Origin of the sequence: Halomonas cibimaris (assembly GCF_039537045.1) — a bacterium.
Lineage (GTDB): Bacteria > Pseudomonadota > Gammaproteobacteria > Pseudomonadales > Halomonadaceae > Vreelandella > Vreelandella cibimaris.
In genome coordinates this window covers 1-24589 of the sequence record NZ_BAAAZT010000061.1, presented here as the reverse complement: position 1 = coordinate 24589, position 24589 = coordinate 1, and the positions used below count along the sequence as shown (strand labels likewise).

22 protein-coding genes, 1 pseudogene and 1 riboswitch are annotated in these 24589 nt (G+C 65.3%); of the genes and pseudogenes, 5 read left to right on the top strand and 18 right to left on the bottom strand.

Features of this window, described 5'->3' with window-relative positions:
• Positions 1–277: 277 nt before the first annotated feature.
• Both ABD654_RS06585 and ABD654_RS06580 read right to left on the bottom strand, forming a co-directional pair.
• Entirely contained in the window at positions 278–1564 is a 1287-nt protein-coding gene (locus tag ABD654_RS06585) for an LLM class flavin-dependent oxidoreductase (protein ID WP_344703483.1), read from the bottom strand.
• Positions 1564–2352 carry a 3-oxoacyl-ACP reductase gene (locus ABD654_RS06580; RefSeq protein WP_344703481.1) on the bottom strand — a complete coding sequence of 263 codons (789 nt, stop codon included), beginning with the start codon at positions 2350–2352 and terminating at the stop codon, positions 1564–1566. Before ABD654_RS06580 ends, ABD654_RS06585 begins: the two co-directional genes overlap by 1 nt.
• A gap of 57 nt (positions 2353–2409) precedes the next feature.
• Positions 2410–2508, bottom strand: a riboswitch (TPP riboswitch).
• A 134-nt stretch (positions 2509–2642) separates the two neighbouring features.
• Here ABD654_RS06580 and ABD654_RS06575 point away from each other — a divergent pair.
• Positions 2643–3389: a YebC/PmpR family DNA-binding transcriptional regulator gene (locus ABD654_RS06575; RefSeq protein ID WP_344703479.1), complete on the top strand. Its 747-nt coding sequence runs from the start codon at positions 2643–2645 to the stop codon at positions 3387–3389.
• Here ABD654_RS06575 and ABD654_RS06570 read toward each other — a convergent pair.
• From ABD654_RS06570 to ABD654_RS06535, 8 genes are all read right to left on the bottom strand, one after another.
• On the bottom strand, positions 3386–5296 hold the full coding sequence (locus ABD654_RS06570) for an ABC transporter ATP-binding protein (RefSeq protein ID WP_344703477.1): 1911 nt from the start codon (positions 5294–5296) through the stop codon (positions 3386–3388). The two genes, ABD654_RS06575 and ABD654_RS06570, sit on opposite strands and share 4 nt — an antisense overlap.
• A gap of 37 nt (positions 5297–5333) precedes the next feature.
• On the bottom strand, positions 5334–5861 hold the full coding sequence (locus ABD654_RS06565; RefSeq protein ID WP_344703475.1) for a YgjV family protein: 528 nt from the start codon (positions 5859–5861) through the stop codon (positions 5334–5336).
• A gap of 23 nt (positions 5862–5884) precedes the next feature.
• The gene (locus ABD654_RS06560; protein ID WP_344703473.1) at positions 5885–6751 is read right to left on the bottom strand and encodes a PA4780 family RIO1-like protein kinase; all 867 of its coding nucleotides are present in this window, start codon (positions 6749–6751) and stop codon (positions 5885–5887) included.
• Positions 6752–6775: 24 nt separating this feature from the next.
• Entirely contained in the window at positions 6776–8173 is a 1398-nt protein-coding gene (gene dbpA, locus ABD654_RS06555; RefSeq protein ID WP_344703471.1) for an ATP-dependent RNA helicase DbpA, read from the bottom strand.
• Between the two features lie 93 nt (positions 8174–8266).
• A complete protein-coding gene (gene ybaK, locus ABD654_RS06550; RefSeq protein WP_344703469.1) occupies positions 8267–8734 on the bottom strand; it encodes a Cys-tRNA(Pro) deacylase in 468 nt (155 codons plus the stop codon).
• Positions 8718–9707, bottom strand: coding sequence for a YihY/virulence factor BrkB family protein (locus tag ABD654_RS06545; protein WP_344703467.1), 990 nt, complete (start codon positions 9705–9707; stop codon positions 8718–8720). Before ABD654_RS06545 ends, ybaK begins: the two co-directional genes overlap by 17 nt.
• Before the next feature lie 12 nt (positions 9708–9719).
• Complete coding sequence (locus ABD654_RS06540) at positions 9720–10382, bottom strand: alpha/beta hydrolase (RefSeq protein ID WP_344703465.1); 663 nt, start codon at positions 10380–10382, stop codon at positions 9720–9722.
• A gap of 144 nt (positions 10383–10526) precedes the next feature.
• The gene (locus tag ABD654_RS06535; RefSeq protein WP_344703463.1) at positions 10527–10733 is read right to left on the bottom strand and encodes a cold-shock protein; all 207 of its coding nucleotides are present in this window, start codon (positions 10731–10733) and stop codon (positions 10527–10529) included.
• A 337-nt stretch (positions 10734–11070) separates the two neighbouring features.
• On the opposite strand from ABD654_RS06535, the gene msrA reads away from it, so the two are divergent.
• A complete protein-coding gene (gene msrA / locus ABD654_RS06530) occupies positions 11071–11712 on the top strand; it encodes a peptide-methionine (S)-S-oxide reductase MsrA (RefSeq protein ID WP_344703460.1) in 642 nt (213 codons plus the stop codon).
• A gap of 18 nt (positions 11713–11730) precedes the next feature.
• Here the strand turns inward: msrA and ABD654_RS06525 are convergent, their stop codons facing one another.
• The 3 genes from ABD654_RS06525 to ABD654_RS06515 form a co-directional block, all read right to left on the bottom strand.
• Complete coding sequence (locus ABD654_RS06525) at positions 11731–12225, bottom strand: phosphatidylglycerophosphatase A family protein (protein WP_344703458.1); 495 nt, start codon at positions 12223–12225, stop codon at positions 11731–11733.
• Positions 12226–12288: 63 nt separating this feature from the next.
• Positions 12289–15348 (bottom strand): AAA family ATPase, encoded by a 3060-nt coding sequence (locus tag ABD654_RS06520; RefSeq protein ID WP_344703456.1) that lies wholly within the window; start codon positions 15346–15348, stop codon positions 12289–12291.
• Positions 15345–16493 (bottom strand): exonuclease SbcCD subunit D, encoded by a 1149-nt coding sequence (locus ABD654_RS06515; RefSeq protein ID WP_344703454.1) that lies wholly within the window; start codon positions 16491–16493, stop codon positions 15345–15347. The genes ABD654_RS06520 and ABD654_RS06515 overlap by 4 nt, the downstream gene beginning before the upstream one ends.
• Positions 16494–16575: 82 nt before the next feature.
• On the opposite strand from ABD654_RS06515, the gene ABD654_RS06510 reads away from it, so the two are divergent.
• A complete protein-coding gene (locus ABD654_RS06510) occupies positions 16576–17184 on the top strand; it encodes a CDP-alcohol phosphatidyltransferase family protein (protein WP_344703452.1) in 609 nt (202 codons plus the stop codon).
• Here the strand turns inward: ABD654_RS06510 and ABD654_RS06505 are convergent.
• On the bottom strand, positions 17173–18087 hold the full coding sequence (locus ABD654_RS06505) for a LysR substrate-binding domain-containing protein (RefSeq protein WP_344703450.1): 915 nt from the start codon (positions 18085–18087) through the stop codon (positions 17173–17175). The genes ABD654_RS06510 and ABD654_RS06505 overlap by 12 nt on opposite strands.
• A 306-nt stretch (positions 18088–18393) precedes the next feature.
• Here ABD654_RS06505 and ABD654_RS06500 point away from each other — a divergent pair, with 306 nt between their 5' ends.
• Positions 18394–19419, top strand: coding sequence for a YeiH family protein (locus ABD654_RS06500; RefSeq protein WP_344703448.1), 1026 nt, complete (start codon positions 18394–18396; stop codon positions 19417–19419).
• Positions 19420–19559: 140 nt separating this feature from the next.
• Positions 19560–21143 (top strand): FMN-binding glutamate synthase family protein, encoded by a 1584-nt coding sequence (locus ABD654_RS06495; protein ID WP_344703446.1) that lies wholly within the window; start codon positions 19560–19562, stop codon positions 21141–21143.
• A 54-nt stretch (positions 21144–21197) separates the two neighbouring features.
• On the opposite strand, the gene ABD654_RS06490 is transcribed toward ABD654_RS06495, so the two are convergent.
• The 4 genes and pseudogenes from ABD654_RS06490 to ABD654_RS06475 form a co-directional block, all read right to left on the bottom strand.
• Positions 21198–22205, bottom strand: coding sequence for an ArsA family ATPase (locus ABD654_RS06490; RefSeq protein ID WP_344703444.1), 1008 nt, complete (start codon positions 22203–22205; stop codon positions 21198–21200).
• A gap of 24 nt (positions 22206–22229) precedes the next feature.
• Positions 22230–22523: a cory-CC-star protein gene (locus ABD654_RS06485; protein WP_344703442.1), complete on the bottom strand. Its 294-nt coding sequence runs from the start codon at positions 22521–22523 to the stop codon at positions 22230–22232.
• Between the two features lie 99 nt (positions 22524–22622).
• Positions 22623–24299 carry a carbon starvation CstA family protein gene (locus ABD654_RS06480; RefSeq protein ID WP_344703440.1) on the bottom strand — a complete coding sequence of 559 codons (1677 nt, stop codon included), beginning with the start codon at positions 24297–24299 and terminating at the stop codon, positions 22623–22625.
• A 203-nt stretch (positions 24300–24502) separates the two neighbouring features.
• Positions 24503–24589, bottom strand: a pseudogene (locus tag ABD654_RS06475) (IS5/IS1182 family transposase); the annotation flags it as partial.

The window sequence follows — 24589 nt, the reverse complement described above, 5'->3', positions numbered from 1 at the left end:
GGGCCTGGCGGCGCACACGGCGCTGGAGCAACTGTTTGCCGGTGAGGTGCCTGCCTTCATGCGAGAGGACGAGCTGGATCAGGCAGCATGAGCTAAATAGTTACATGCTCACAATGACATAGGGGGCGTATGCACTTTTCCCACTACCGTCGTCGCGAGGAGCGAAGCGACGTGGCGATCTCTTACTGTGCCGGTAGCAACCAACCCCGAGATTGCTTCGCTGCGCTCGCAATGACCCAGCGGAGTAAGTGCTTGCAATGACACAGAACACAAAATCTCACGCCCCTGGGCGCTCCAGCCCCAAATGCCCGCGCAGAGTGCTTGCCGTATATTCCCGGCGGAAGAGCCCGCGCTTTTGCAGCACCGGCACCACCTGATCGACGAAGTCGTCGATGCTCGACGGCAGCGACGGCGGCATCAGATTGAAGCCGTCGGCGCCGCCCTGCTCCACCCAGCGCTGCATTTCGTCGGCGATGCTCTCCGGCGTGCCGATCATGGTGCAGTGCCCGCCGCCGGCGGCGAGCCGGCCGAGCAGCTGGCGAAGCGTGGGCTGCTCGCACTCGATAATGCGCAGAATGGTCGCGTAGCGCCCCTTGGGCCCGGTAAATTCCTCAAGCGGCGGCAGCTGGGGCATGGGGGCATCCAACTCCCAGTCGCTGCAATCCTGGCCGATGAAGGTGCCCAGCTGATGGAGCGAATCCGCCATGGGCAACAGCTCGTCAAGCTCGCGCTGGCGGGCGCGGGCCTCGTCCATGGTAGAGCCCACGTAAGTCACCAGCCCCGGCATGACCGGCACCGGCGACCGCCCGGCGGCGGCGACCCGCGCCTGGATATCGCGGTAATAATCCTGCGCCGATTCCAGATCGTAGGCCACGGCGTAGATCGCCTCGGCGTAGCGGGCGGCTAGGTCGCAGCCCTGGTCGGAGGCGCCCGCCTGAAACAGCACCGGCCGGCCCTGGGGCGAACGCGGCACGGTGAGCGGGCCGTCCACCAGGAAGTGCTCGCCGCGGTGGTTAATCGGCCGCACCTTGTCCGGATCGGCAAAGCTGCCGGCGCGGTCAAGACGCAGGGCGTCGTCGCCCCAGCTGTCCCACAGCGCCAGCAGCGTATCGGCAAACTCCTCGGCCCTGGCGTAGCGCTCGGCGTGGGGAGGCATGGCCGTATAGCCGTGGTTGCGCGCCTCAGTGTCGAACATTGAGGTGACCAGGTTCCAGCCCATGCGCCCGTCGGAAATATGGTCCAGCGAGGCGAGCAGCCTGGCGGCGTGAAACGGCGTATAGAAAGTGCTCGAAATCGTCGAGATCAGGCCAATATGCTCGGAGGCCCGGGCCATGGCGGAAAGCGCGGTCAAGGGCTCAAGAAACCACAGCGGCCCGCCGGCGACGTTGCCCGCGGCGTGGCCGTCGGCGAAGAAGACGGCGTCGAACCTGCCCCGCTCGGCGGTGCGCGCCAGCGCCTCGAAGTGGCGAATATCGCCCATTTTCTCGGCGGCGGACTGCGGGTGGCGCCAAGCGGCGCGGTGGTGGCCGCAGCCCATGATGAAAAGGTTCAGATGCATGGACATCAGTTTTTCACCAGTCCGCCGTCGACCACCAGATTCTGCCCGGTGACCGCCCGGCTCCAGGGCGAGGCGAACAGCAGCGCGGCGTCGGCAAACTCATCGGGGGTGACCACCCGGCGCAGCGGTGTGCTGGCGGCAATCAGGTCAAAGACCTCATCCGGCGTGGCGGCGGAGGCGTCGGTGGTGCGCAAAAGCCCGCCGGAAATCATGTTGACGGTGATGTTGTCAGGCCCCAGATCGTGGGCGAAGGTGCGCGTCAGCGAGAGCAGCGCGGCCTTGCCTGCGGTGTAGTCGTGGTACGGCACGATGGGGTTCTGGAAGAGGTTGGTGCCCACGTTGACCACGCGGCCAAAGCCCTGCTCGCGCATGCCGGCAAGGGCCGCCTGAATGACGTTGAGCGCACCCTGGTTCACCCCCCTGAACTGCTGCTCCAGGTGCTCCCAGGTGAGCGAATCGGCATCCGGGCGGCTGTCGCCGTTGAAGGAAAAATCCGGCAGCGCGTTGTTGATCACCGTCGTCACCGGCGCGCCGAAATGCCTGGCGGCGGCGTTAAACATGGCGTTAACGGCAGCGGCGTCGCAGACGTCGGCCTGGACCGCCAGCGCGCGGTCCGGCGCTTCCGCCGCCACGGCTTCGGCACCCGCAGCGCTGTTACGGTAGTTGATAACGACTCGGGCGCCGGTATTGAGGAAAGCGCGCGCCAGGCTTGCGCCAAGCCCGCGGCCGGCGCCGGTGACCAGCACAACCTGCTGCTCAAGCGGCAGCGCGACAGGAGAAGAAGCAGTACTCATCATGTAGCCCTTTTGGTGAAGTCCAGCACGACGAAGGGCGCACGCCGAGCGCTCGGCCGAGCACTGCGCTGACATCCCTTCGCCGGTATGAGCCGGATCAGGTTCGGCGGGTGTGGTCTCAGCCCCGCGTGTGGCGGGACACCCCGTGTCATCCAGGCCTGACCATAGCGCATCGGTCGGCGGCCAACAAGGCGCCGGCATGGCCTCGCCGTCGCTTGTGGCGTAAAATCAAGGGTCCTTTATGCCGTGCCGATCCCGGCCGCCGCGTTGAACCAACACAGGACTGCAACATGGGTAGGGCTTTTCAGAACCGCAAGGAATCCATGGCCAAAACGGCCGACGCCAAGACCAAGGTGTACAGCAAGTACGGGCGCGAGATTTACGTCTGCGCCAAGTCCGGCGGCCCCGACCCTCACAGCAACCTGGCGCTGCGTGCCCTTCTCGACCGCGCCAAGAAGGACCAGGTGCCCGCCCACGTCATCGACAAGGCGCTGGACAAAGCCGCCGGCGCCGGCGGCGAGGATTTTTCCCCGGCGCGCTACGAAGGCTTCGGCCCGGGCAATGCGATGCTCATCATCGAGTGCCTGACCGACAACGCCAATCGCACCATCGGCGACGTTCGCGGCTGTTTCACCAAGGCCAAGAGCAAGATCGGCACGCCGGGCAGCGTCAGCCACCTGTTTGACCACTGCGCGATTTTCGCCTTCGCCGGCGAGGACGAAGAGGCCGTGCTGGAAGCATTGATGGCAGCCGACGTCGACGTTACCGACATCGAGTGCGAAGACGGGCAGATTACCGTCTTTGCCCCGCACACCGAATATGCCCAGGCGCGCCAGGCGCTGGTGGACGCCTTCGGCGAGCTGGACTTCGAAGCCGACGATATCCAGTTTTTGCCCCAGACCACCACGCCGGTGGAGGGCGACGACGTGGCGGCGCTGGAAAAGCTGCTGGCGATGCTCCACGACCTCGACGACGTGCAAAATATCTACCACAACGCCGAATTTCCCGAGGATGACGACGCGAGCGCCAGGGCCTAAGCGCTTTCCTCACTGCCTCGCTCTTCTTCGCCCTGGCCATTTTCATCCAGGCCGATAAATCCGCCCGACTGGTGCTTCCACAGGCGGGCGTAGATACCGCCTTTGGCCAGCAGCTCGCTGTGGGTGCCGGCCTCGACAATGCGCCCCTCGTCCACTACCAGCAGCCGATCGAGCATGGCGATCGTGGATAGCCGATGGGCAATGGCGATCACCGTCTTGCCCTGCATCAGGTGCTCGAGCTGTTCCTGGATCGCCGCCTCGACCTCGGAGTCCAGCGCCGAGGTGGCTTCATCCAGCACCAAAAGCGGCGCATTCTTCAACAGCACCCGAGCAATGGCGATGCGCTGACGCTGGCCGCCGGAAAGCTTCACCCCGCGCTCGCCAACGTGGGCATCCAGCCCGCGGCGCCCCTGGGGATCCACCAGATCATCGATGAACTCGTCGGCGTGGGCCTGGCGCACGGCGGCCCAGACGGCCTCGTCGCTGGCCTCGGGGCTGCCGTAGCGGATGTTGTCGCGCAGCGAGCGGTGCAGAAGCGACGTGTCCTGGGTGACCATGCCGATCTGGTGGCGCAGCGAGGACTGGGTGACCTCGGCAATGTTCTGCCCGTCGATGCGGATCGCCCCGCCCTGAAGATCAAAAAAGCGCAGCAGCAGGTTGGCAAGCGTCGACTTGCCCGCGCCGGAGCGGCCAATGAGCCCGACTTTCTCCCCCGAGGCAATGGTCAGATCCAGCCCGTCGAACACCGCCTTGTAGTCGCCGTCCGCCTCGACGTAGCCAAAGTGCAGGTCCTCAAAGCGGATTTCGCCTCGGGGTACGGCAAGCTCGCCCGCATCGGGCGCGTCCTGAACCTGGGGCGTATTGGCAATGGTGTTCATGCCGTCCTGGACGGTACCGATGTTTTCAAACAGCCGGGCGACTTCGTCCAGAATCCAGTCGGACATAAAGCGCACGCGCATCACTAGGGCAATGGCAATGGCCAGCACCCCCAGCGAGATAACCTGAGTATACCAGGCCACCAGCACCGTCGCCGCCATACCCACCAGCAGCAGCGTATTAAGCAGCGTCAAGCACACGCTCAAAAGCGTCACCAGGCGCATCTGGCCGTGCACCGTGGACATGAAGCCCCGCATGGCTTCCCGGGCGTAGTTCTGCTCGTGGCGGGTATCGGCAAAGAGCTTGATGGTCTGGATGTTGCTGTAGCTGTCCACTACTCGGCCGGTCATCTGCGCCCGGGCGTTGGCCTGGGCCATGGAGACCTGACGCAGGCGCGGAACGAAAAAACGCATGATCGCCAGATATCCCACCAGCCACGCCAGCAGCGGCACGGCAAGCCAGACGTCGGCCTGAAACAGCAATACCGCCGCGCCGGCAAAATAAACAATGGCGTAGACCAGCAGGTCCATCACCTTGGTCACGGTTTCGCGCATGGCAAGTGCGGTTTGCATCACCTTCTGCGACACCCGCCCGGCAAACTCGTCCTGATAGAACGCCAGGCTCTGGCTGAGCATGTGGCGGTGGGAAATCCAGCGCCCGATCATCGGGTAGTTGCCGAAAATGCTCTGATTGGTCACAAGCGACTGCAAAAGCACCAGAAGCGGCAGCCCGATCAGCACCAAAAACCCGACGCCGATCAGCGTAAGCCCGTGGGCCTGCCAGAAACCCTCGCGCTCAACGCCTGAAAGCCAGTCCACCAGCTCGCCCATGTAGTGGAAAAACACCACCTCGGAGGCCGACACCAGCGCGGTGGCCAGCGACATCCACAGCAGCATGGGTAGCAAAGGGCGGGAAAAGTGCCAGAGAAACGGCAACAGCCCGCGCGGCGGCGTGGCCACATTGCCTTCAGGATACGGATAGATGCGCGTTTCAAAATAGTCAAACAGCGGCTGCAACACACGCCTGAACATGGGCTCTCCTGTGGAAAATAAACGCTCGTCCCGGCGGCTAGTCGAACACGCCCGGGTAGCGCCGTCTGGCGCGGTACAGGCGATAAACGGTAACGGCGTTGGTCACGATAATCATCATTTCGGCCAGCGCCCCGCCAACCGACCCCACGATGAGGTGGCTAAGCGTCCAGGCCACCGCCGCCAGCCCCAAAAAGACGCGCATGGGGATATCGCGAAGCAAAAACATGCCCACCGTGCCCAGCACCATGGCCGCCACGGCAGGCAGGTCGGCCCAGCCTTGCCAGGTGAGCACGGCGGCTAAGAGGCTTGCCGTCAGCACAGCGGCCATAACGGCTGTGTTGCGCGGATAGCGGCGGGCAAGCGCAATGCGCACAAGCACCAGCAGCGAAAGTGCCGCCGCCGTCCAGCTCTGAAACACGGCAAACTGCAGCGCAAAGGCTACGTTGGCTGCAAGCAGCAGCACCATCAGCCGGTCGTCCCGGCGGCTGGAAAAAGCCAGCACGCTAAGTAGCAGCGCTGTCAGGCCAAAGAACTGGCCGGCAACCGTGCTCAGAGTGTCATACATGAAACCGCGTACTCCTTATAGCGCTACCGGAATTCGTCGTCTTCATCATCGCCGCGCAGGCGCGCCAAACGCTCGGCCTCTTCCTCTTTGGCGTCGTCGATCACGTCCAGCACTTCCTCAACGTCGGCCAGGTGGGTGGCAAAGGTGAACTCGCCGGTCAGCACGGCCTCGGGGTGCAGCTCGCCTGACTCGTACAGCGCCCAGATTTCCTCGGCGTAGTAGGTCTCGGCAAGCTCCGGGGCCGTGCGGGCAAAGTAGCCGCGCATGTTGTTCACGTCGCGCTTGAACATGGCTTCGGCGCTGTTGTTGCCGGCGGCGTCTACCGCCTGGGGCAGGTCGATAATCACCGGCCCCTGGGCGTCTTCGAGCACGTTAAACTCGGACAGATCGCCGTGAATCAGCCCGGCGCAGAGCATCCTGACCACGTCGCGCAGAACGCTCTGGTAATAGGCTCGGGCGGTGTCGGGGTCAAGCGCCACGTCGTCAAGCCTGGGCGCAACGTTGCCCTCGGCGTCCGTGATCATGTCCATCAGCAGCACACCGTCGACAAAACCGTGGGGCTGGGGCACGCGAACGCCGGCAGCGGCCAACCGGTAGAGCGCGTCCACCTCGGCGGTGAGCCAGGCCTGTTCCTGCTGCTGCTGGCCGTAGCGGGTCTTTTTGGCCATGGCCCGGGCGCGGCGGCTGTTGCGCTCCCGGCGGCCTTCCTGATACTGCACCGCCTGCTTGAAGCTGCGTTTTTTGGCTTCTTTAAATACCTTGGCGCAGCGCCGCTCGTCGCCGCAGCGCACCACGTACACCTGGGCTTCCTTGCCGCTCATCAGCTGCTGCTCGACTGCGCTGATCAGGCCGTCGTCGATCAGCGGCTGGAGTCGTTTGGGAATTTTCATGAATCGGTCAGTGTCTCCCAGGTTCTATTGAGTCACGCGGCGCACGCGGACGTTACGCCCCTTGAGCCTGTCGCGTTCAAGCTTGGCCAGCGCCTGCCTGGCTGCGCCACGCGCGACCGCCACATAGGCGCTGCGGGCAAGCACCTTGATCTTGCCCACCTGATCGCCGGCAATGCCGCCGTCGCCGGTGAGCGCGCCGAGAATATCCCCCGGGCGCAGCTTGTCCTTTTTGCCCGCGCCCAGCTGCAGCGTGGCCATGGGCGCGGCAAGCGGCGTGGTGTCCGCCACCTCCGGCAGCGGTTCCGGCTCGTATTCCTCGCCCTGCTGCTCGCTTAGCTGCAGCAGACGAAAGCGCTCCTTCTCGCTGATCAGCGTGCAGGCCACGCCCTGCTTGCCGGCGCGGCCGGTGCGCCCTACCCGGTGGGTGTGAACGTCCAGCTCGTGGGCAACGCCTAAGCTAAACACGGCGTCGACGCCGTCGATGTCCAGCCCCCGGGCGGCGACGTCGGTGGCCACCAAAAGCGTAACGCTTTGGTTGGCAAACATCACCAGAATGCGCTCGCGGTCCTTTTGTTCGAGATCGCCGTTGAGCGCCAGCGCCTGCATGCCCGCGGCGTTCAAGTCGTCCGCCACGGCGTGGGTGTCGCGCTTGGTATGGCAAAACACCACGCCGCTTGCCGGCCGGTAGTACAGCAGCAGCCGGCGCAGCGCGGCCAGGCGCGCCGCTTCGTCCGCCACCACATAAAAGTGCTGCTCGATGGTCGCATCATTGTGGGTGTCTTCCACCCGCACGATATGCGGCTCGTGCAGCAGCCCCCGGGTAAAGCCGGCCAGCCCGCCCTCGGCCGCCTCAGCCGGATAGGTAGCGCTGAACAGCAGCGTCTGCCGGCGCGACGGCGTTTGCGCGGCGATATCGTCAATCGCGGCCTGAAAGCCCATGTCCAGCATGCGGTCGGCTTCGTCCAGCACCAGCGTGGCCAGCCCGCCAAGGTGCAGCGTGCCGCGGCGCAGGTGGTCTTCCACCCGGCCGGGCGTGCCCACCACGATGTGCGCGCCGTGCTCCAGTGAGGCCAGCTGGGGGCCAAAGGGTGCGCCGCCGCAAAGCGTGAGCACCTTGACGTTGGCCAGCCGGCGGGCAAGGGCGCGCAGCGCCTCGGCTACCTGATCGGCAAGCTCCCGGGTGGGGCACAGCACCAGCCCCTGAATCCGGGAGGATGCCAGATCCAACCGCGCCAAAAGCGAAAGGCCGAAGGCGGCGGTTTTGCCCGAGCCGGTTTGCGCCTGGGCCAGCACGTCGCGGCCTTCAAGGGCGGCGGGCAGCGCGCGCGACTGCACCGGCGTCATGGCGCGATAGCCAAGCGAATCGAGATTCGCCAGCAAAGCGTCGGGCAGGGCCAGACGCGAAAAGGAAGTGGTTGACAAGGGAATACCTGAAAAAGGACAGCTGAAGAAGGGAGCGGCTGCCGCCAAAACGGCCCGCCGCCAATACCTGCAGTTTACCAGAAAAGCCCGCGGCTACACGGCCAGCGGCACAAAATCAGCGGCCGTCAGCGCGGCCAGGTCCGCCGGCGCCAGTGCGATATCCAGACCGCGCCGGCCGGCGCTGACGTAGATTGCACCCAGCGCCTCGGCGGAGGCGTCGATAAACGTCGGCAGGCGCTTTTTCTGCCCCAGCGGGCTCACCCCGCCCAGCACGTAGCCGGTGGCGCGCTCCACCTCCTCCGGCGCGGCCATGGCGGCCTTTTTTGCCCCCGCCGCCCGGGCGATCTGCTTTAGGCCAAGCCGGCGTTCTACCGGCACGATGCCTACCGCAAGGCGCTTGCCGTCAAGGCTTGCCACCAGCGTTTTGAAAATCTGCTCGGGGGCAACGCCCAGCTTCTCGGCGGCTTCAAGGCCGTAGGACGAAACGCCTGGCTCATGAACGTAGGTGTGCGTTGTAAACGCGATGCCCGCCTTTCTGGCGGCGTCAACGGCCGGTGTCATCGTCGCCTCCTTGTTCATCCGGGCGGTGCCAGGGGTGTTCTGCCCCCAGGGTATCCGCCGCCCAGGCACGGCGGCGGCCCATCGGTTTTTCGCGGCCCACGGTGGTATCTCGGCACGTCTGGCGCTCCAGCTGGGCGTTGACCTCAGCCCCGAGCAGCACCACGTAGGCGGACAGCCAGAACCACAGCATCAGCACCACCACCGCGCCCAGCGAACCGTAAAGCTCGCTGAAGCGGGAAAAATAGCGCGCATACAGCGAAAGCCCGCCGGAGCCTAAAAGCCACAGCACCGTTGCCAGCAGCGTACCCACGCTCAGCCACTGCCAGCGCGGCGCCCGACGGTACGGCGCAAAGCGGTACAGCAGGGCAATCAGCAGGCTCATGACCACCAGCAGCACCGGCCAGCGCAGCCAGTACAGCAGCCGCTCCACCAGCGATGACAGCGGCATATACGTCACGGCAAACGGTATCAGCGCGATAAATCCCAGGGTCACCAGGGTCATCGCCAAAAGCCCCAGCGTCAGCGCCATGACCATGGCGCCGTGGCGCATTCGGCTGCGATAGTCGCCTTCGCCGTATACCGCGTTAAGCCCGGTAATCAGCCCGCGTACGCCCTTGGTCGCCACGGCCATGGCAATTATTCCGCTGATTAGGGCGGCAACGCCGCTGCGCTGCTCTGCGGTTTCGGCCACCTTTTGCGCCTGGCGGGCAATCAGCCCGGCGGCATCCGGCGGCATAAAGCGGCTAAGCTCGCGCAGCTGCTGGCCGGCCTCGTAGGGATCAAACAAAAGCCCGCCGATGGAAACCACCGCGGCAATGGCGGGAAACAGCGCCAGCAGCGCATAAAACGCCACGCCCGCCGCCAGCAGCGTAATGCGATGCTGGCCGGCTTCGCGGTAGACACGCCAGGCGACATCGCGCCAGCCGCGCTGCGGTATCTGCTCGGGGTGCCAAGCGCTGCGCCCTCGCCGCATGCTCTTCACCGGCTAGCCCAGCTGCGCCCGCAGAAACCGGCTGATATCGGTGATCTGCGCGGGGCACAGCGCATGGGCCATGTCATAGGTACGATACGTTACCGAGTACCCCAGCGCGCGCAGCGCCTCCGCCCCCTGGCGGCCGAGACTTTCGGGCACCACCGGATCGGCAGTGCCGTGATGCGCCTCAATAGGCAGCGCAGCGCCTTCGCCCGGGCCCGGCACTTCAGGGTCGGCCAGATAGGTCGACATGGCCAGCAGCCCGCCCAGCGGCCGGCCAAAGGTCAGCGCCGCCTGGTAGGCAACCGCCCCGCCCTGGGAAAATCCGGCCACGATAATGCGCCGGCTCTCTATTCCCCGGTCGATCTGTTCATGGAGCAGCCGGTGGATACGCGCGGCGGAATCTGCCAGCTGCGCGGTATCCACCTTGCGTGCCAGATCCGCGGACAGAATGTCGTACCAGGCCGGCATGATCATGCCGTTGTTGACGGTTACCGCAAGGCTGGGGGCGTGCGGCATGATAAAGCGCACGTCGGCCCCGGTGGGAAGATCGAGCTGGGGTATCAGCGGGGCAAAGTCATGGCCGTCCGCGCCCAGCCCGTGAAGAATCAGCACGCAGGCGTTGGCCGGCCGCCCTGACGACGGCTCGATAATCCGTTCCTTTTGCTGTGTCATCGCTTTACCTTTTTCCCGTCTGATGCGCGTTACACGTACCCTAGCGCAATGCTCGGCCGGCCAAAAGCCGGACAACAAAAAACCCCGCCGTGGCGGGGTTTTTCAGCTGGCCGGCGTGGGTGCCGGCCATAAACGGCGTAGCGATTAATCGTTTGCTACGACGTTGGACGCCTGAAGGCCTTTCTTGCCCTGAGTGACGTCGAAGGAAACCTTCTGACCGTCTTGCAGGGATTTGAAGCCGTCAGCCTGAATTTCGGAGAAGTGTACGAACAGATCGTCACCGTTGTCGTCCGGAGAGATGAAGCCGAAGCCTTTAGTGTCGTTGAACCACTTAACGGTACCAGTTGCCATGATCGAAATCCTCGATGTAGCGAAATATAGAGCCGGGAAATACCCGAGTTGCAGTGGGTAGAACAAGAAACTTTCACCAGACTCAACGCATAAGGCGCTTCGATGCTGCTGACAACGTTCGACTTGCTAACCAACTGACGCCATCATGGCCTTTCCCCGAACGCGCGTCAACACAAACCGTAAAATATTGTGGGCCGGCCTTTTTTATGGACAAAAATGATACAGCCTATGGAACCCGTACACGAACGGCGCATCCAAGAAGTTGCACTGACGGCCTCACGCCGGCCGACGGCCAACCATACTTCGAGCCTTGGGCTCCCACGCTATAGGAACACTTATGCTGATACCTGCCCGCTCTCTGCCGCTTGCCGGCCTGCTTGCCGCCGGCCTGGCCGCTGCCACGGCCCACGCCGCCGACCCCTCAAGCACCGCCAATGACGGGCTCAGCACGGCCATTTTCGCCGGCGGCTGCTTTTGGTGCATGGAGCCGCCCTACGATCGCCAGCCCGGGGTAGAGGCCACCACTTCAGGCTATATCGGCGGCGAGCTGGAAGACCCCGGCTACGAGCAGGTTTCGCGCGGCGGCACCGGCCACGCCGAAGCCGTGGCGATCACCTACGACCCCGACACCATCAGCTACGCACAGCTTTTGGAAATTTTCTGGCGCAACGTCGACCCCTTCGCCGAAGATCGCCAGTTCTGCGACAGCGGCTCACAGTACCGCTCGGCGATTTTTTACCGCAACGAACGCCAGCGCGAACTCGCCGAGGCGTCCCTGGCCGAGATGCAAAAGCGTTTCGACCGGCCCATCGCCACGGAACTCGCCGCCGCCGGCACGTTCTGGGACGCCGAGGACTACCACCAGAACTACTACGAAAAAAACCCGCTGCGCTACAAGTTCTATCGCTTTCGCTGCGGCCGCGACGATCGCCTGGAAGCGGTCTGGGGCGACGAGGCCGGCGGCCCTACCTTTGAGTGACCGCCGTTGATCACCGGGTTACGCCGCCCCCAAGCGCAGGCGCCTGCAAAGAACCAGCAGTGCGGCCAGGCACAGCCCGGCAAGCCCGGCGGCCGCCAGATCATCGGCTACGATGCCCAAGCCGCCGGGCAGCGCTTCGGCCCAGCCGACCGGCGGCGGTTTGAAGGCGTCGAAACCGCGAAACAGCCCGAACGCCACGACCTGCCACGGCCAGCGCCGCGCCGGCGGCCCCGGGCAAAGCCTGAGCCCCAGCAGCGCCAGCGGCAGTGCGATGATTTCATCCAGCACGATGCCGCCGGCGTCATCGCCGATAAAAAACTGCATTGACGCCCGGTGGCACACCGGCACCGCCAGCAGCGCCAGCGCGGCGATCGCCGCCGCCTGACGGCCGGGGTTTTGCTTGCCCAGCCACCACGCCAGCGCCAGCCCCCATAGCGAGCCCCACGTTCCCGGCGCTAGCGGCATGAAACCGACGCCGAACCCCGTTGCCAGCCATAAATTAAGCGTATCCATATGGCTTGTCTTTTTTCCTTTTTCCTGTGGCCTTTTCTCTTTGCGCCCGGCGGCACCGCAGCGTCACGCGCCTCGAATCGCCACCGTACTGCCGCAACGACCGGCACTGACTTCGATCCGCAGCGGCATCTGCTCTTTGAGCTCGCTGACGTGAGAAATGATGCCGATCATGCGCCCGCCCCGCTGCAGCTCCACCAGAGTGGCAATGGCCTGATCCAGCGCGTCCCGGTCAAGGCTGCCAAAGCCCTCATCAATAAACAGAGTGTCGAGCTGAATGCCGCCGGCCCATGCCTGGACCACGTCGGAAAGCCCCAGCGCCAGCGCCAGCGCCGCCATGAACGATTCGCCGCCGGACAGCGTCGCCACCGGGCGGTTTTTGCCGGTATAGGTGTCGGTGACGTCAAGCTCAAGGCCCGAGGCGCGGTTGCCCTTGCTCGGCTCCTCCCGGCGTATCAGCTGATAGCGCCCGCGGCTCATGCGCGATAGCCGCATGGACGCCTGTATCAGCACGTCGTCAAGCAGCACGCCCAGCACAAACCGCTGCAGGCTCACGCGCTGGCCGGTATGCCCGTTGGCCACTTCGCTGAGCGTGCCCCACACGCGGTATTCGTCTTCCAGCACTTGCTGCTGCTCTCGGGCCTGGTCAAGCTGCTGGCGCGCCTGGCGCAGCTGGCCGAGCCGGGCGCTTAGCCGGCGCCATTCGCCGTCGGCCCGGGCTTCGGCGGCAGCCGCCTCGCCGGTGCGCGCCTTGAGCGCGTCAAGGTCCGGCGGTGCCACACCTTCAAGGCGCGCGCGGCCGGTTTCCAGCAGGCTTTCCAGCCGGCTCAGCCGGTCGCGGTAGCGCTCGACCTCAGCGCTTAGCCGTTCACTTTCACCGGCTTGCAGCCGTGCCAGCCAGAACGCCTCTTCATCGCTGAAAGGGCTCTCGGCCAGCGCCTGCTGCCAGGCGGTGTCTGCCCGGTCAAGCGCAGCGGCGGCGGCGCGGGCGCGCTGCTCGGCGGCGGCGCGGGCGGCCTCGGCCCCGGCCAAGGCAGTGGCGGCCCGGTGCGCGCGCTCCTGCGCCTGCTGCCAGGCGTTTTCCCGCCGGGTGATCTCTTCGCCTACGCCGTCGCGCTGCTGTGCCAGCGCCTCGGGCGCGGTATCGCCGTCGGCCAGCGCGGCGCGCAGCTGTTCGCACTTGCCTTTCCACTGCTGGTAGTCGGCCTTGGCCGCCTCCAGCGCCGGGGCAAGCTTTTTAAGCGCTGCGTCCTGCTCGCACCAGTTCCGGCGCAGCTCGTTCAGCGCCTGCTGCTGCTGCGCCACGTACTCACCAAGCTCGGTATAGCGCGCGCTGTCACAGCGCTTGGCCTCGCACTCGCCGGCCAGCGCCTCAAGGGAGGCCTCCGCGCGCTCGCCAAGCTCGGCGGCGTATTCGTCGCGGCGAGCGTCGTGATGCTCAAGGCGCTGCTCTATCAGCTGCGCGTGTTGCTTCGCCCGGTATTCAGCGCCCAGCGCCTCTTCGTGGGCAACGCGCGCCTGGCGGACGGCGTCTTCGCTCACTGCCTCGCCGTTTTGGTTGGCCGGGGCGGGATGATCGGGGCTGCCGCACACCGGGCACGGCGACGCCGGCTCCAGCCGGGCCGCCAGCGCCGCCGCCTGCCCCTGATGCCAGCGCAATGCCAGGCGTTTGGCATGCTCGTCGGCGCGGGCCGACTCGGCGGCGCGCTTCTGTGCCTCGCCAACCGCCTGTTTCAGCGCGGCGGCCAGCGCCGGACGCCGGCCGTCGTGCTCGTCCAGCCGGTGGCGGCGGCGATACTGCGCCTGAAGATGCCCCAGCGCCTCTTCGCTGCCGGCAAGTGTCTGCTGCTCGTCTCCGGCCTGGCGAATCGCCTCTCTGCGTTGCTCGCCTTGCTGTTCGATGGCTTCGCGCTGGGTGTCCAGCGCCTCGTAGCGCTGAGCCTGCCGGCGCCATTCGGCCTTTGCAGCAGCGCACTGCGCCTCGTTCTGCGCCAGGTCCCGGCGCTGTTTAAGTGCTTGCGTGAGCGCCTGCATCCGCTCGCGCAGCGCGTCCAGGCCGTCGTAATCGTGACGTGCAGCAGCCAGCGCCTGCCGGGCGCTGTCGCTGTCTTTATTGCGCGCGGTGGCGCTGGCGCTTTGCTGCTCAAGCGCCTGCTCGGCCTCGGCAACTTCCCGGCGGGCCCTTTGGCGCTCGGTAAACGGCGCATCCAGCGCCCGAGTCTGCTCGTGGGCCCTGAGCCGTTCCCGGGCGGTTTCGATCCGCGCTGCGTCCTTGAGGTGCTCAGCGTACGCCGCCTCTCGCTTGCGCTGCTCGTCGAAAAGCGCCTGGTGCTCGGCGCCGGTGCGCTCATTGCGCTCGGCGTGCTGGCGCGCCGAGCGCGCCGCACCCAGGGCGTCAGCGGCGGCTTTTTCCTCGGGGGCAAGGGTTGCCAGGGCCTCGTCCAGCGCGGCGTCGCTTTCCACTTTGCTGGCGTCAAGAATGCCCTGCATGCGCTGGCAGTGGTCGTTCACCTCCCGGGTAATGCCCCGGGCACGTTCGCCGAGCCGGTCTTCAATGCGGGAAAAAAGGTGGGTTTGAAACAGCCGGGCAAAGATCTGCTCGCGCTCGGCGGAGCTTGCCAGCAGCAGCTCGCGAAACTGCCCCTGGGGCAGCACCATGACCTGGCGGAACTGCTTGGCATCCAGCCCCAGTAGCGCCTGCACTTCGGCGGTGGCGTCGTTTACCTTGCGCGCGACCCGACACTCGCCTACCTCGCCGCCGGCGTCAAGGCGCCACAGCTGGGCTTCGGGCTGGTGCGTGGTGGTGCCTGCGCCGCGCGCCTTGGGGCGCTGCTGCTGGGGCACCCGGCGGATCCGGTAGTTCGTCCCGCGCAGGCGAAAGTCGAGGGTGACCTCGGTGAGCAGGTCCGCCGCCGCCTGGTCGCAGCGCATCTGCGCGGGTTCGCGCTCGTTGCCCGTGGTCTGGCCGTACAGCGCAAAGCACAGGGCGTCGAGCAGCGAGCTTTTGCCCGCGCCGGTGGGCCCGTTGATCAAAAACAGCGGGCTTTGCCCCAGCGCGGCAAAGTCCAGCGTCTGGGTGCCGGCAAAGGGGCCGAAGGCCTGCAGCGTCAGCGACAGCGGGGTCATTGCGTATCCTCCTGGTCGCGCTCCAAAGCGGTGATCAGCTCGGCCACGGCGGCTTTCTGATCGGCGTCCAGCGCTTGGCCGCTGACCTGCTCAAAAAAATCCCCGAACATTGCCAGCGCATCCAGGCCGCCGTGCCGGCGGGCCCGCGGTGCTTCGCCGCTCGGCGCCAGCATGCCGGGCTTTTCCAGGTGCAGCACGTTGGGGTAGACCGCGCGCAGTTTGCCCATGGGATCGAGGATGGCGTGGCGGTCGGTCAGGCGTACCAGCAGGTAGTCGTCGGCGGCCGGATCGTCCGCCGCCGCGGCGATCACGTCGTCCAGTTCGCCTTCCAGCACGCGCACCTCGCGCACCGGCACAAGCGCTTGCGGTGTGATGCGGCGCACGCCGCGGGCGTCGATATCCACCAGGGTAACGCCCTTGGTGTGGGCCGCCTCGGAGAAGCTGTACTTGAGCAGCGAGCCGCTGTAGCGAATGTGCGCCTCGCCGCGCTGCTGGGGGCCGTGCAGGTGGCCGAGCGCCACGTAGTCGAATCCGCGCATGGGCTCCCAGGCCACGCTTTCCGCGCCGCCCAGGCTCAAGGGCCGTTCGGAATCCGAGGCGCTGCCGCCGGCGACGAAGCAGTGGCTCATCAGCACCGCCCGGCGCTCGGGGTCGCGCTGCGCCTCAATGCGTTCCACCAGGTAGCGATGGGCGGCGTCAAAGTCGCGCACGTCAACGCCGAAGCGGCTGCGCACGTGTTCGGGGTCGGCGTAGGGAATGCCGTACACGTCAACTTCGACGCCGCCGGCGGTAAGCGTCACCGGGTCGGCAATAGCGTCCAGCGTAGAAAGAATATGCAACCCGGACTTTCGCAGCTGGCGCGCGCCAAAGCCCAGCCGGCGGGCGCCGTCGTGGTTGCCGCTAATCATCACCACGGCCACGCCGCGCGTTTGGCACAGCGCGTGCAGCACCTCGTCAAGCAGCGCCACCGCCGCCGCCGGCGGCACCGAGCGGTCAAAGATATCGCCGGCGATGAGCACGGCGTCCACCCGCTCACGGTCGACCACCTCCAGCAGCCGGTCGAGAACGGCGCGCTGGTCGTCCAGCAGCGAAAGATTGTGCAATAACCGGCCCAGATGCCAGTCGGCGGTGTGCAATAGGCGCATCCCGGCTCCTTCGCGTTCTGTAAGTGATGTATCGTACACGGCGCCTTGCGCCTTTTGCCGCGTAGAATACAGGATTTCCGCCATGCTTGACCGCTTTACCATGCCGCTGACCCACCGCCCGCTGGCGCGCCTTGCGCGCCGGTTTCACGGCCGGCTAACCCCGGATCAGGTAACGCTGGGCGCGTTTGTTATCGGCATGGCGGCACTGCCGCTGCTGGCGTTTGAGCACTATGGCGCCGCGCTTGTCGCGATTGCGCTCAACCGCCTGGGCGACGGGCTTGACGGCGCGCTTGCACGGCTTTCCGGCAAGGCAAGCGATGCCGGCGGGTTTTTGGATATCGGGCTGGATTTCGTCTTCTACGCCGCCGTGGTGCTGGGCTTTGCGCTGGCCGACCCGGCGGCCAACGCGCTGGCCGCGGCGTTTTTGCTGTTTGCCTTTATGGGCACGGCAACGTCGTTTCTGGCCTTTGCCATTGCCGCCCACCGGCGCGGCATAAAGCGCCCGCGCTTTCCGCAAAAGGCGTTTTACTATATGGAAGGGCTGACCGAGGGCACCGAAACCGTGATCGCGCTTACGCTTTTTTGCCTGCTGCCCGGGCACTTTGCCTGGCTGGCCACGCTTTTTGCCCTGGCCTGCCTGCTCACCGCGGCCACCCGGCTGTGGGGCGGCTATCGCGCTCTATGCCGGTAGCACGCTGCGGCGCTGCTCCACTAAAAACACCTTGAACGCCTGCCACAAAGGGCTTCGATAGCGCTCGGGGTGCCACACCAGCGAAAACGTCCGCATCAGCGCAAGCTCGCTTTCAAGCGCCACCAGCTCGCCCCGGGCCAGCTCGCCGGCCACGCTCAGCTGCGACAAACAGCCCAGCCCGAACCCGGCCTTGACCGCCTGTTTAATCGCCTCGTGCTGGCTTAGCTCCATGCGCACGTTGAGCTGCTTTACGTGGCCCAGCGCCGCCGCCTCGAAGATTTCTCGCGTGCCTGAGCCGTTCTCACGCAAAATCCACTGGGCGCCGGCCAGCTCGGCGTTGGTCACGGTAGCGGCCGGCTTTTGCGCCAGCGGGTGGCCCGGTGCGGCAATAATCACCAGCCGGTCTTCGCACCAGGCTTCGCTTTGCAGCCGGGGCTCGTGGCAGCGCCCTTCGATCAGCCCCAGATCGGCGTCAAAACGCAGCAGATCACCGATGACCTCGCCGGTATTGCGCAGCTTCAAGCGCAGATCAACGCCTGGGTGGGCGTCGCTGAAGCGCCCGGCCAGCGTCGGCAACAGATAAGTGCCGACGGTGGCGCTGGCCGAGACGTTCAGCGTGCCCTGCAGGGTGCCGCCCGGCTCTTCGGCGGCGGCGAGAAACTCCGCCATGCCGTCAAGCAAGCGCTCGGCCCGGGGCAGCAGCGCTCGCCCCATGTCGTTAAGGCATACGCGCCGCCCCAGCCGCTCAAACAGCGCCACGCCCAGATGGCGCTCCAGATCCCCCAGGGCCTGGCTTGTAGCCGACTGCGACAGGCGCAGCGCCCGCGCCGCGGCCACCACCGTGCCTTCCCGGGTGACGGCCACAAAAACTTCCAGCTGACGAAAGGTAACGGCGTGGCGCATGGCATTGTGCTCCCTGGTGGCGGCAAGACTCCGGCCCGCCTGTAGCGGCCGAGGTGGCGTACGCTATGCTACCGCTGGCGGCCAGCGCCGGCGACTGTTTTCCCCTGCGGCTGTTTCCATTGCAGCTGTTTCCATTGCGGCTGTTTCCATTGCGGTTGTTTCCATTGCGACTCCTTCTATTGTGAAAATGCGTTCAGCCGTTATCGCTCTATCGGCTGTACCGAACAGTTATATGATGATTTCACGATCATCACAGCGCCGCCGGGCGCTTAGAATGGCGTGGATTTCCCCTCAAGGAGTAACGCCATGTGGCAAGGCCTGTTTCTGTGCGCCGCCCTCACGCTGGCAGGATTTGGCATCTCGGTGCTGCCGGGCATCAGCCAAAGCGGCGTCAGCCCGCTGGTGTTCTCGCTGCTGCTGGGGCTGGTGCTGGGTAACCTGCCCGCCGCCCGAGGCCTTGCCGGCGCGGCCAAACCCGGCCTTGGCTTTGCCACCCGCTGGCTTTTGCGCGGCGGCATCGTGCTGTTCGGCTTTTCGCTCACCGTGCAGCAGATCTTTGCCCTGGGGCCGAAAATCATCCTGCTGGACGCCATCGTCATCAGCTGCGTGGTGACCGCGGGCTACTTTATCGGCACCCGGGTGCTGGGCATGGACCGTGAAACCACCCTGCTGACCAGCGCCGGCAGCGCCATCTGCGGCGCGGCGGCGGTGCTCGCCACGGAATCCACCATTCGCTCACGCCCGGCGGCGGCGTCCATGGCCGTGGCCACCGTGGTGCTGTTCGGCTCGCTGGCCATGCTGATCCACCCGCTGCTGTACTCCGTGCTGCACGTAAGCGAAGGCCTGTACGGCGTCTACATCGGCGCGACCGTCCATGAGGTGGCCCAGGTGGTCGCCGCCGGCGAGGCCGTAGGCCCCGAGGCGTTGACCAACGCCATTGTGGTCAAGCTGGTGCGGGTGATGCTGCTGGTACCCTTCCTGCTGATCGTTGGCCAGTGGTGGCTGCGCAGGCAGGCCGCCCACGCCGAGAGCGGCGCGGATGGCAGCGCCGTGGGCGAAGCGGCCCGGCTGACCATTCCCTGGTTTGCCTTCGGCTTCATGGCCATGGTGGGCGTCAACAGCGTCATCACCCTGCCCGGCGCGCTGCACGATACGCTGATTCTCGGCGGCCAGATCGGCATGACCATGGCCATGGCAGCCCTTGGCTTTGAAACCCGCATTGACAAGCTCAAGGCGCTGGGCGTTCGCCCTTTTATCCTCGGGCTTATTTTGTTTGTCCTGCTCGTCGTTGGCGGCGGCGCGGCCAGCCAGCTTATGCTGGGCCAGCTCTGATCTAACGACTTCCTCGAAGTGAACCAGGCGGCCCCGGCGGCCGCTTTTTTATGGCCAAATAACCGCGAATTGCAGGTTGTGACCGAGACGCGCACCATGATCGGTCATCTCCCCTGCAATCGATCAACAAGAGGCCCACCATGTTTGGCAATCCCCTGGCGGTGTATTACGCGTTTCTGGCTTTAACGGCTTTGCTGGGTGGCCTTTTGGCCTTGCTGGCGCCGCAGTGGCTATGGCTGTGGAGCGTCATGCCGCTACTGGCGTGGCTCGGCGCCCGGGACCTGAGGTCCACCCGCAACGTGCTGCGTAACTATCCCGTTATCGGCCACATGCGCTATCTGTTCGAGTTCATTCGCCCGGAAATGCGCCAGTATTTCTTTGAATCCGATCTCAGCGGCCGGCCGTTTAACCGCGCCCAGCGCGAAATCGTCAATGCCCGCGCCCGGGGCGAGGGCGATACTTCGCCGTTCGGTACCCGCCGCGACATGGAAGACACCGGTTTTCACTTTGTCCAGCATTCGCTGGTGCCCCAAGTCGTGGACGCGCGCCACGCCCGGCTGACCATCGGCAACGCCCAGTGCTCAAAGCCCTACAGCTCCTCACGGCTGAACATCTCCGCCATGAGCTTCGGTTCGCTTTCCGGCAACGCCGTGGAGGCGATGAACAAGGGGGCCAAACTCGGCGATTTTGCCCAGGACACCGGCGAAGGTGCGATCAGCCCCTACCACGAGGTTCACGGCGGCGATCTGATCTGGGAAATCGCCAGCGGCTACTTTGGCTGTCGCAACGACGACGGCACCTTCAACGCCGAGCGTTTCGCGCAAAAGGCCACCCGCGAGCAGGTCAAGATGATCGAGCTCAAGCTTTCTCAGGGGGCCAAACCCGGACACGGCGGGTTCTTGCCGGGCAGCAAGGTCAACCGGGAAATTGCCAGCACCCGGGAAATTCCCATAGGACAGGACTGCGCCTCGCCGGCCTCCCACCCGGCGTTCGACACGCCCGTTGGCATGCTGCGCTTTCTTCAGCGCCTGCGCGAGCTCAGCGGCGGCAAACCGGTGGGCTTCAAGCTGTGCCTGGGCCGCCATCACGAATTCATGGCAGTGTGCAAGGCCATGCTGGAAACCGGCATCGTGCCGGACTTCATCACCGTGGACGGCGCGGAAGGCGGCACCGGGGCGGCACCCACGGAGTTTTCCGACTTTATCGGCACCTACATCAACGAAGCACTGCCGTTTGTGCACAACTGCCTGGTGGGCATCGGCAAGCGCGAAGAGGTCACCGTGATTGCCGGCGGCAAGGTGGCCATGGGCTTTGACATGGTGGAAAAGCTCGCTCTGGGCGCGGACATGTGCAACGCCGCCCGGGCGTTTATGTTCTCGGTAGGCTGCATTCAGGCGCTGCGCTGCCACGCCAACACCTGCCCCACCGGTGTGGCCACCCAGGACCCGGCGCGCAGCCGCTCACTGGACGTGGAAAGCAAATCCAAACAGGTGCATAACTACCACAGGGCCACAGTGGCCTCGTTTATGGACATCGTGGGTACGCTGGGGCTGGAAAGCCCCGACGAGCTGGGCCCGCAGCATATTTTCCGCCGCTCGATGAAGGGCCCGTCGCGCTCCTGTCGCTTCCTTCATCCTCAGGTGGCCTCCGGCGCGTTTATCAAAGGCGAGCTACCGGAAGAATACGCCGAGGCCTGGGACATCGCCCGGGCGGAGCATTTTTAACCCGGCTCTTGCCCGGCTCTCGCTACCTCGCCTTTCCTCTCTTGCCGCCGGGCTCTAGAACCCGGCGGTTTCCAGGTGGCCGGCCAGCTCTTCAAGCACCTCAATGCCCTGAATATCGGTTGCCAGCCACGGCAGCCGCGGCCGCGGGTAGCCGGCAAGCTCGCGGTCGATACGCGCCAGATACTGCCCTTCCTGCTCTCGGCGGCGGCGCAGAAACTCGCCGTCAGCGTTTTCCGGGATCACCCGATTGACCAGCGTGGCCGCCACGGGAATGCCCGCCTCCTTGAGCGCGGCCACCGAGCGCACGGTTTCCAGAATCGGCAGCCGCTCCGGCGTCAGCACGAATACAAAATTGCTTACGCTTTTATCTTCCACCGCGCGACGGGCCTGCATGAACAGCCGGCGGCGGTCCTTGAGCGTCTCGGCAATCGAGCGGGCGCGGTCGTCCAGGTCACTGTCGTCTTCGCTGGCCGGGTCGGCAAAGGGCGAGGCCACGTCCTGGCCGCCTTTTGGCGTCAAGTGCTTGAGCACCTTGCTCAGCTCTTCGGACTTGCGGCTATGGGACAAAAGCCCGTCGGTCCAGGCGGCCATGGCCTCGGGCAGGCTCAGCAGACGCAGGGTGTGGCCGGTGGGAGCGGTGTCGAACACGATCAGGTCGTAGGCGTCGCCTTCATCCACCACCAGGCGAGCGATGCGCTCCAGCAGCGCGGCCTCCTGAGTGCCCGGCGACTGGCGCGACAGGCGCATCTGGCGCTCCATTTCGTCCATCATCCGCGGCACGGTGAAGCGGCGCATCTGGTTGGTGACGCGCTTGAGGTGCGCCTCGACCTCGGCGTCCGGGTCGATCTCCATGGCGTCCAACCCCGGCGCCAGCCGGCGCGGCGCATCGCCCAGCTCACGGTCAAACACGTCGCCCAGGCTGTGGGCAGGATCGGTGGAAACCACCAGCACCCGCCGCCCGCGCCGCGCGGCCAGCAGCGCCAGCGCCGCTGAGACGCTGGTCTTGCCCACCCCGCCTTTGCCGCCTACCCACAGCAGGCGGCGCTTTAGAAGTTGTTTCATGGGGTTATTCCGTCAAGAAAAATGTCAGCAGCAGCGCATATCGTCCAGCGGCGAATGCTCCATGCCCATGCGCCGATGCCAGTCGTGAAAGCGCTCCAGCATCAGCGGCTGCAGCTCGAGGGTGTAGTAGCTCACCGGGTTGGGCACGCCCATCAGCTCGGAAAACACCATGAGCATGAACAGGTCGTCTTCGTCGCGCTTGGCCCGGGCAATCGCCCCGCGGTACGGGGCGCTGTAATACTCTTCGGCAAGATAACGGGCTCGGCCAAGCCAGGCCTTGAGCTTTTCCCGCCGGGGTGTTTCGGCATCGTCCGACATGCGTTCTCCCGCGTAAAAACGTGGCTGTCGTCTTGCATGGTAACGCAAAAAAGGCGGCCCGCAGGCCGCCTTGCATCACATGCGCAAGCCTATGCTGCGCTATTTGGCAGCCTGCTCGGCTTTTTCCTGGCGCAGCCGCTTGAGGGTGGCGGCGCACTCCATGGCCACCAGAATCGAGGCGATCAGCACCACGATATCCAGCCCCAGCAGGAAGTAGTTTTCCGCCTGATAGAAGCTTTTGAGCTGGGCGAACAGCGCCAGCACCGTCATGCTCAGCAAAAAGATCAGCGGGGCCAGGGTGTACCACACCGGCCGGCCCAGGCGCATCAGCATCACCGACACCACCAGCAGGGTCAGCCCCGCCAGCAGCTGGTTGGTGGTGCCGAACAGCGGCCAAATCAGCAGCCCGCCGGAGCCGTCTGCCCCCGCGCCAAAGGCCAGCACCAAACAGCTGCCCACGGCCAGCAAGGTGGCAATCGCCGGCTTTTTCATCCACTGCTGGTTATAGATCGCGCCCCACTCCTGGAAGATGTAGCGCTGCAGGCGCAGGCCGGTATCCATGGTGGTGCCGGCGAAAAGTGCCGCCATCACGGTCAAAAGCGTGGCCGCGGTGGTTTCCGGCAGGCCAACGCCGTTGCTGATGATGTAGGCGCCGCCGTCCACAAAGGCGTTGACCCCGCCCTTGCCGAAGGCATCGTACATGGCACTCCACTCGCCGTAGGTGGCAAAGCCTGCGGTGGCGGCAAGAATCGCCCCCAGCGCCAGCATGCCTTCCCCCACCGCGCCGAAGTAGCCCACAAAGCGCGCGTCGGTTTCCTTGTTCAGCTGCTTGGAGGTGGTGCCGCCGGCGACCAGACCGTGGAAGCCGGAAATCGCCCCGCAGGCAATGGTCACAAACAGCAAAGGCAGCATCGACGGCGTCCCCGCCGGCACGTCGGCGTTGACCATGGGCGCGACCAGCGTGGGGTTGAACACCACCAGCGCCCCGTAAAGAATGATCAGGCCGATAAACAGCTGCAGGCCGTTAATATAGTCCCGCGGCTGCAACAGCATCCACACCGGCAAAAGCGACGCCACGGCGGCGTAGCCGAACAGGATCAGAATCCATACCGCGTTGCCGGACATCGCCCCCACCTGCTCGGGCATCTGCACCGGTACGGAAGGCCCGATGCCGATCAGCGCGTACAGCGCCACCACGCCGATCACCGAGACCACGGCCAGGCCCAGAATCCGCCGGTAGATCAGCTGGCCGATCACCAGCGCCACCGCAATCGCGCCCCATACCGGCACCACCGCACTGGGGTATTTCATCATCAGCCCGGCGATGACCACGGCAAACACCGCGTTGACCATCAGCAGCAGCAAGAAAATCACGATCATGAACACGCTGCGCGCGCGCTTGCCCACCACGTCGCCGGTGAGCGCGCCGATCGAGCGGGCCCTGTTGCGCACGCTGGCCCAGACCGCGCCGGTATCGTGGACGCCGGCAAACAGCACGGTGCCGAGGCTGACCCACAAAAAGGCCGGCAGCCAGCCCCAGATCACCGCAATCGCCGGCCCCACAATGGGCGCGGCCCCGGCTACCGAGGTGAAGTGGTGGCCCCACAGCACGTAGCGGTTGGTGGGCACGAAGTCCACGCCGTCCTCGAACTCGTGGGCCGGCGTCTTGAAATCCGGGTCCAGCCGGAAAATCTTCTCGGCGATGAACTTCGAGTACACCAAGTACCCGAGCGCCATCAGGCCAAGGCCCAGCGCTAATGCAATGACTGCACTCATAGCAGGTTCCCTTAATGAATTGAGCTTTATTATGGCCGTTCATATTTCGCAGACGCCTAGTGCAGAGTCAACCGCCGGTGCGCCACGCGAGCGCGCGCCCGCCCGCGGTATCTCCCTTTGTATAAGCGCCATGAATTGATGTGTGTCAAGAAATCGACGGATTATGCCTGCTGACAACGCCCGGTCTAGGGCCTGTTGACGTTTCACATTGGCAGCCATAAAAAGCTGCACGCCAAGGCCACTATGCTTTCGTAGTTTCGCTTGAGCTTATCGTAACGCGTCGCGATAGC

What these genes read in the sequence shown, in the direction of transcription:
- ABD654_RS06535 (WP_344703463.1), bottom strand. Translation starts at nt 10,733, where the DNA reads ATGGCAACTGGTACCGTTAAGTGGTTCAACGACACTAAAGGCTTCGGC.
- ABD654_RS06500 (WP_344703448.1), top strand. Translation starts at nt 18,394, where the DNA reads ATGTGGCAAGGCCTGTTTCTGTGCGCCGCCCTCACGCTGGCAGGATTT.
- ABD654_RS06515 (WP_344703454.1), bottom strand. Translation starts at nt 16,493, where the DNA reads ATGCGCCTATTGCACACCGCCGACTGGCATCTGGGCCGGTTATTGCAC.
- ABD654_RS06520 (WP_344703456.1), bottom strand. Translation starts at nt 15,348, where the DNA reads ATGACCCCGCTGTCGCTGACGCTGCAGGCCTTCGGCCCCTTTGCCGGC.
- ABD654_RS06560 (WP_344703473.1), bottom strand. Translation starts at nt 6,751, where the DNA reads ATGAAAATTCCCAAACGACTCCAGCCGCTGATCGACGACGGCCTGATC.
- ABD654_RS06510 (WP_344703452.1), top strand. Translation starts at nt 16,576, where the DNA reads ATGCTTGACCGCTTTACCATGCCGCTGACCCACCGCCCGCTGGCGCGC.
- ABD654_RS06540 (WP_344703465.1), bottom strand. Translation starts at nt 10,382, where the DNA reads ATGACACAGCAAAAGGAACGGATTATCGAGCCGTCGTCAGGGCGGCCG.
- ABD654_RS06525 (WP_344703458.1), bottom strand. Translation starts at nt 12,225, where the DNA reads ATGGATACGCTTAATTTATGGCTGGCAACGGGGTTCGGCGTCGGTTTC.
- ABD654_RS06505 (WP_344703450.1), bottom strand. Translation starts at nt 18,087, where the DNA reads ATGCGCCACGCCGTTACCTTTCGTCAGCTGGAAGTTTTTGTGGCCGTC.
- ABD654_RS06570 (WP_344703477.1), bottom strand. Translation starts at nt 5,296, where the DNA reads ATGTTCAGGCGTGTGTTGCAGCCGCTGTTTGACTATTTTGAAACGCGC.
- msrA (WP_344703460.1), top strand. Translation starts at nt 11,071, where the DNA reads ATGCTGATACCTGCCCGCTCTCTGCCGCTTGCCGGCCTGCTTGCCGCC.
- ABD654_RS06490 (WP_344703444.1), bottom strand. Translation starts at nt 22,205, where the DNA reads ATGAAACAACTTCTAAAGCGCCGCCTGCTGTGGGTAGGCGGCAAAGGC.
- ABD654_RS06545 (WP_344703467.1), bottom strand. Translation starts at nt 9,707, where the DNA reads ATGCGGCGAGGGCGCAGCGCTTGGCACCCCGAGCAGATACCGCAGCGC.
- ABD654_RS06575 (WP_344703479.1), top strand. Translation starts at nt 2,643, where the DNA reads ATGGGTAGGGCTTTTCAGAACCGCAAGGAATCCATGGCCAAAACGGCC.
- ABD654_RS06495 (WP_344703446.1), top strand. Translation starts at nt 19,560, where the DNA reads ATGTTTGGCAATCCCCTGGCGGTGTATTACGCGTTTCTGGCTTTAACG.
- ABD654_RS06580 (WP_344703481.1), bottom strand. Translation starts at nt 2,352, where the DNA reads ATGAGTACTGCTTCTTCTCCTGTCGCGCTGCCGCTTGAGCAGCAGGTT.
- ABD654_RS06585 (WP_344703483.1), bottom strand. Translation starts at nt 1,564, where the DNA reads ATGTCCATGCATCTGAACCTTTTCATCATGGGCTGCGGCCACCACCGC.
- ABD654_RS06480 (WP_344703440.1), bottom strand. Translation starts at nt 24,299, where the DNA reads ATGAGTGCAGTCATTGCATTAGCGCTGGGCCTTGGCCTGATGGCGCTC.
- ybaK (WP_344703469.1), bottom strand. Translation starts at nt 8,734, where the DNA reads ATGACACCGGCCGTTGACGCCGCCAGAAAGGCGGGCATCGCGTTTACA.
- ABD654_RS06485 (WP_344703442.1), bottom strand. Translation starts at nt 22,523, where the DNA reads ATGTCGGACGATGCCGAAACACCCCGGCGGGAAAAGCTCAAGGCCTGG.
- ABD654_RS06565 (WP_344703475.1), bottom strand. Translation starts at nt 5,861, where the DNA reads ATGTATGACACTCTGAGCACGGTTGCCGGCCAGTTCTTTGGCCTGACA.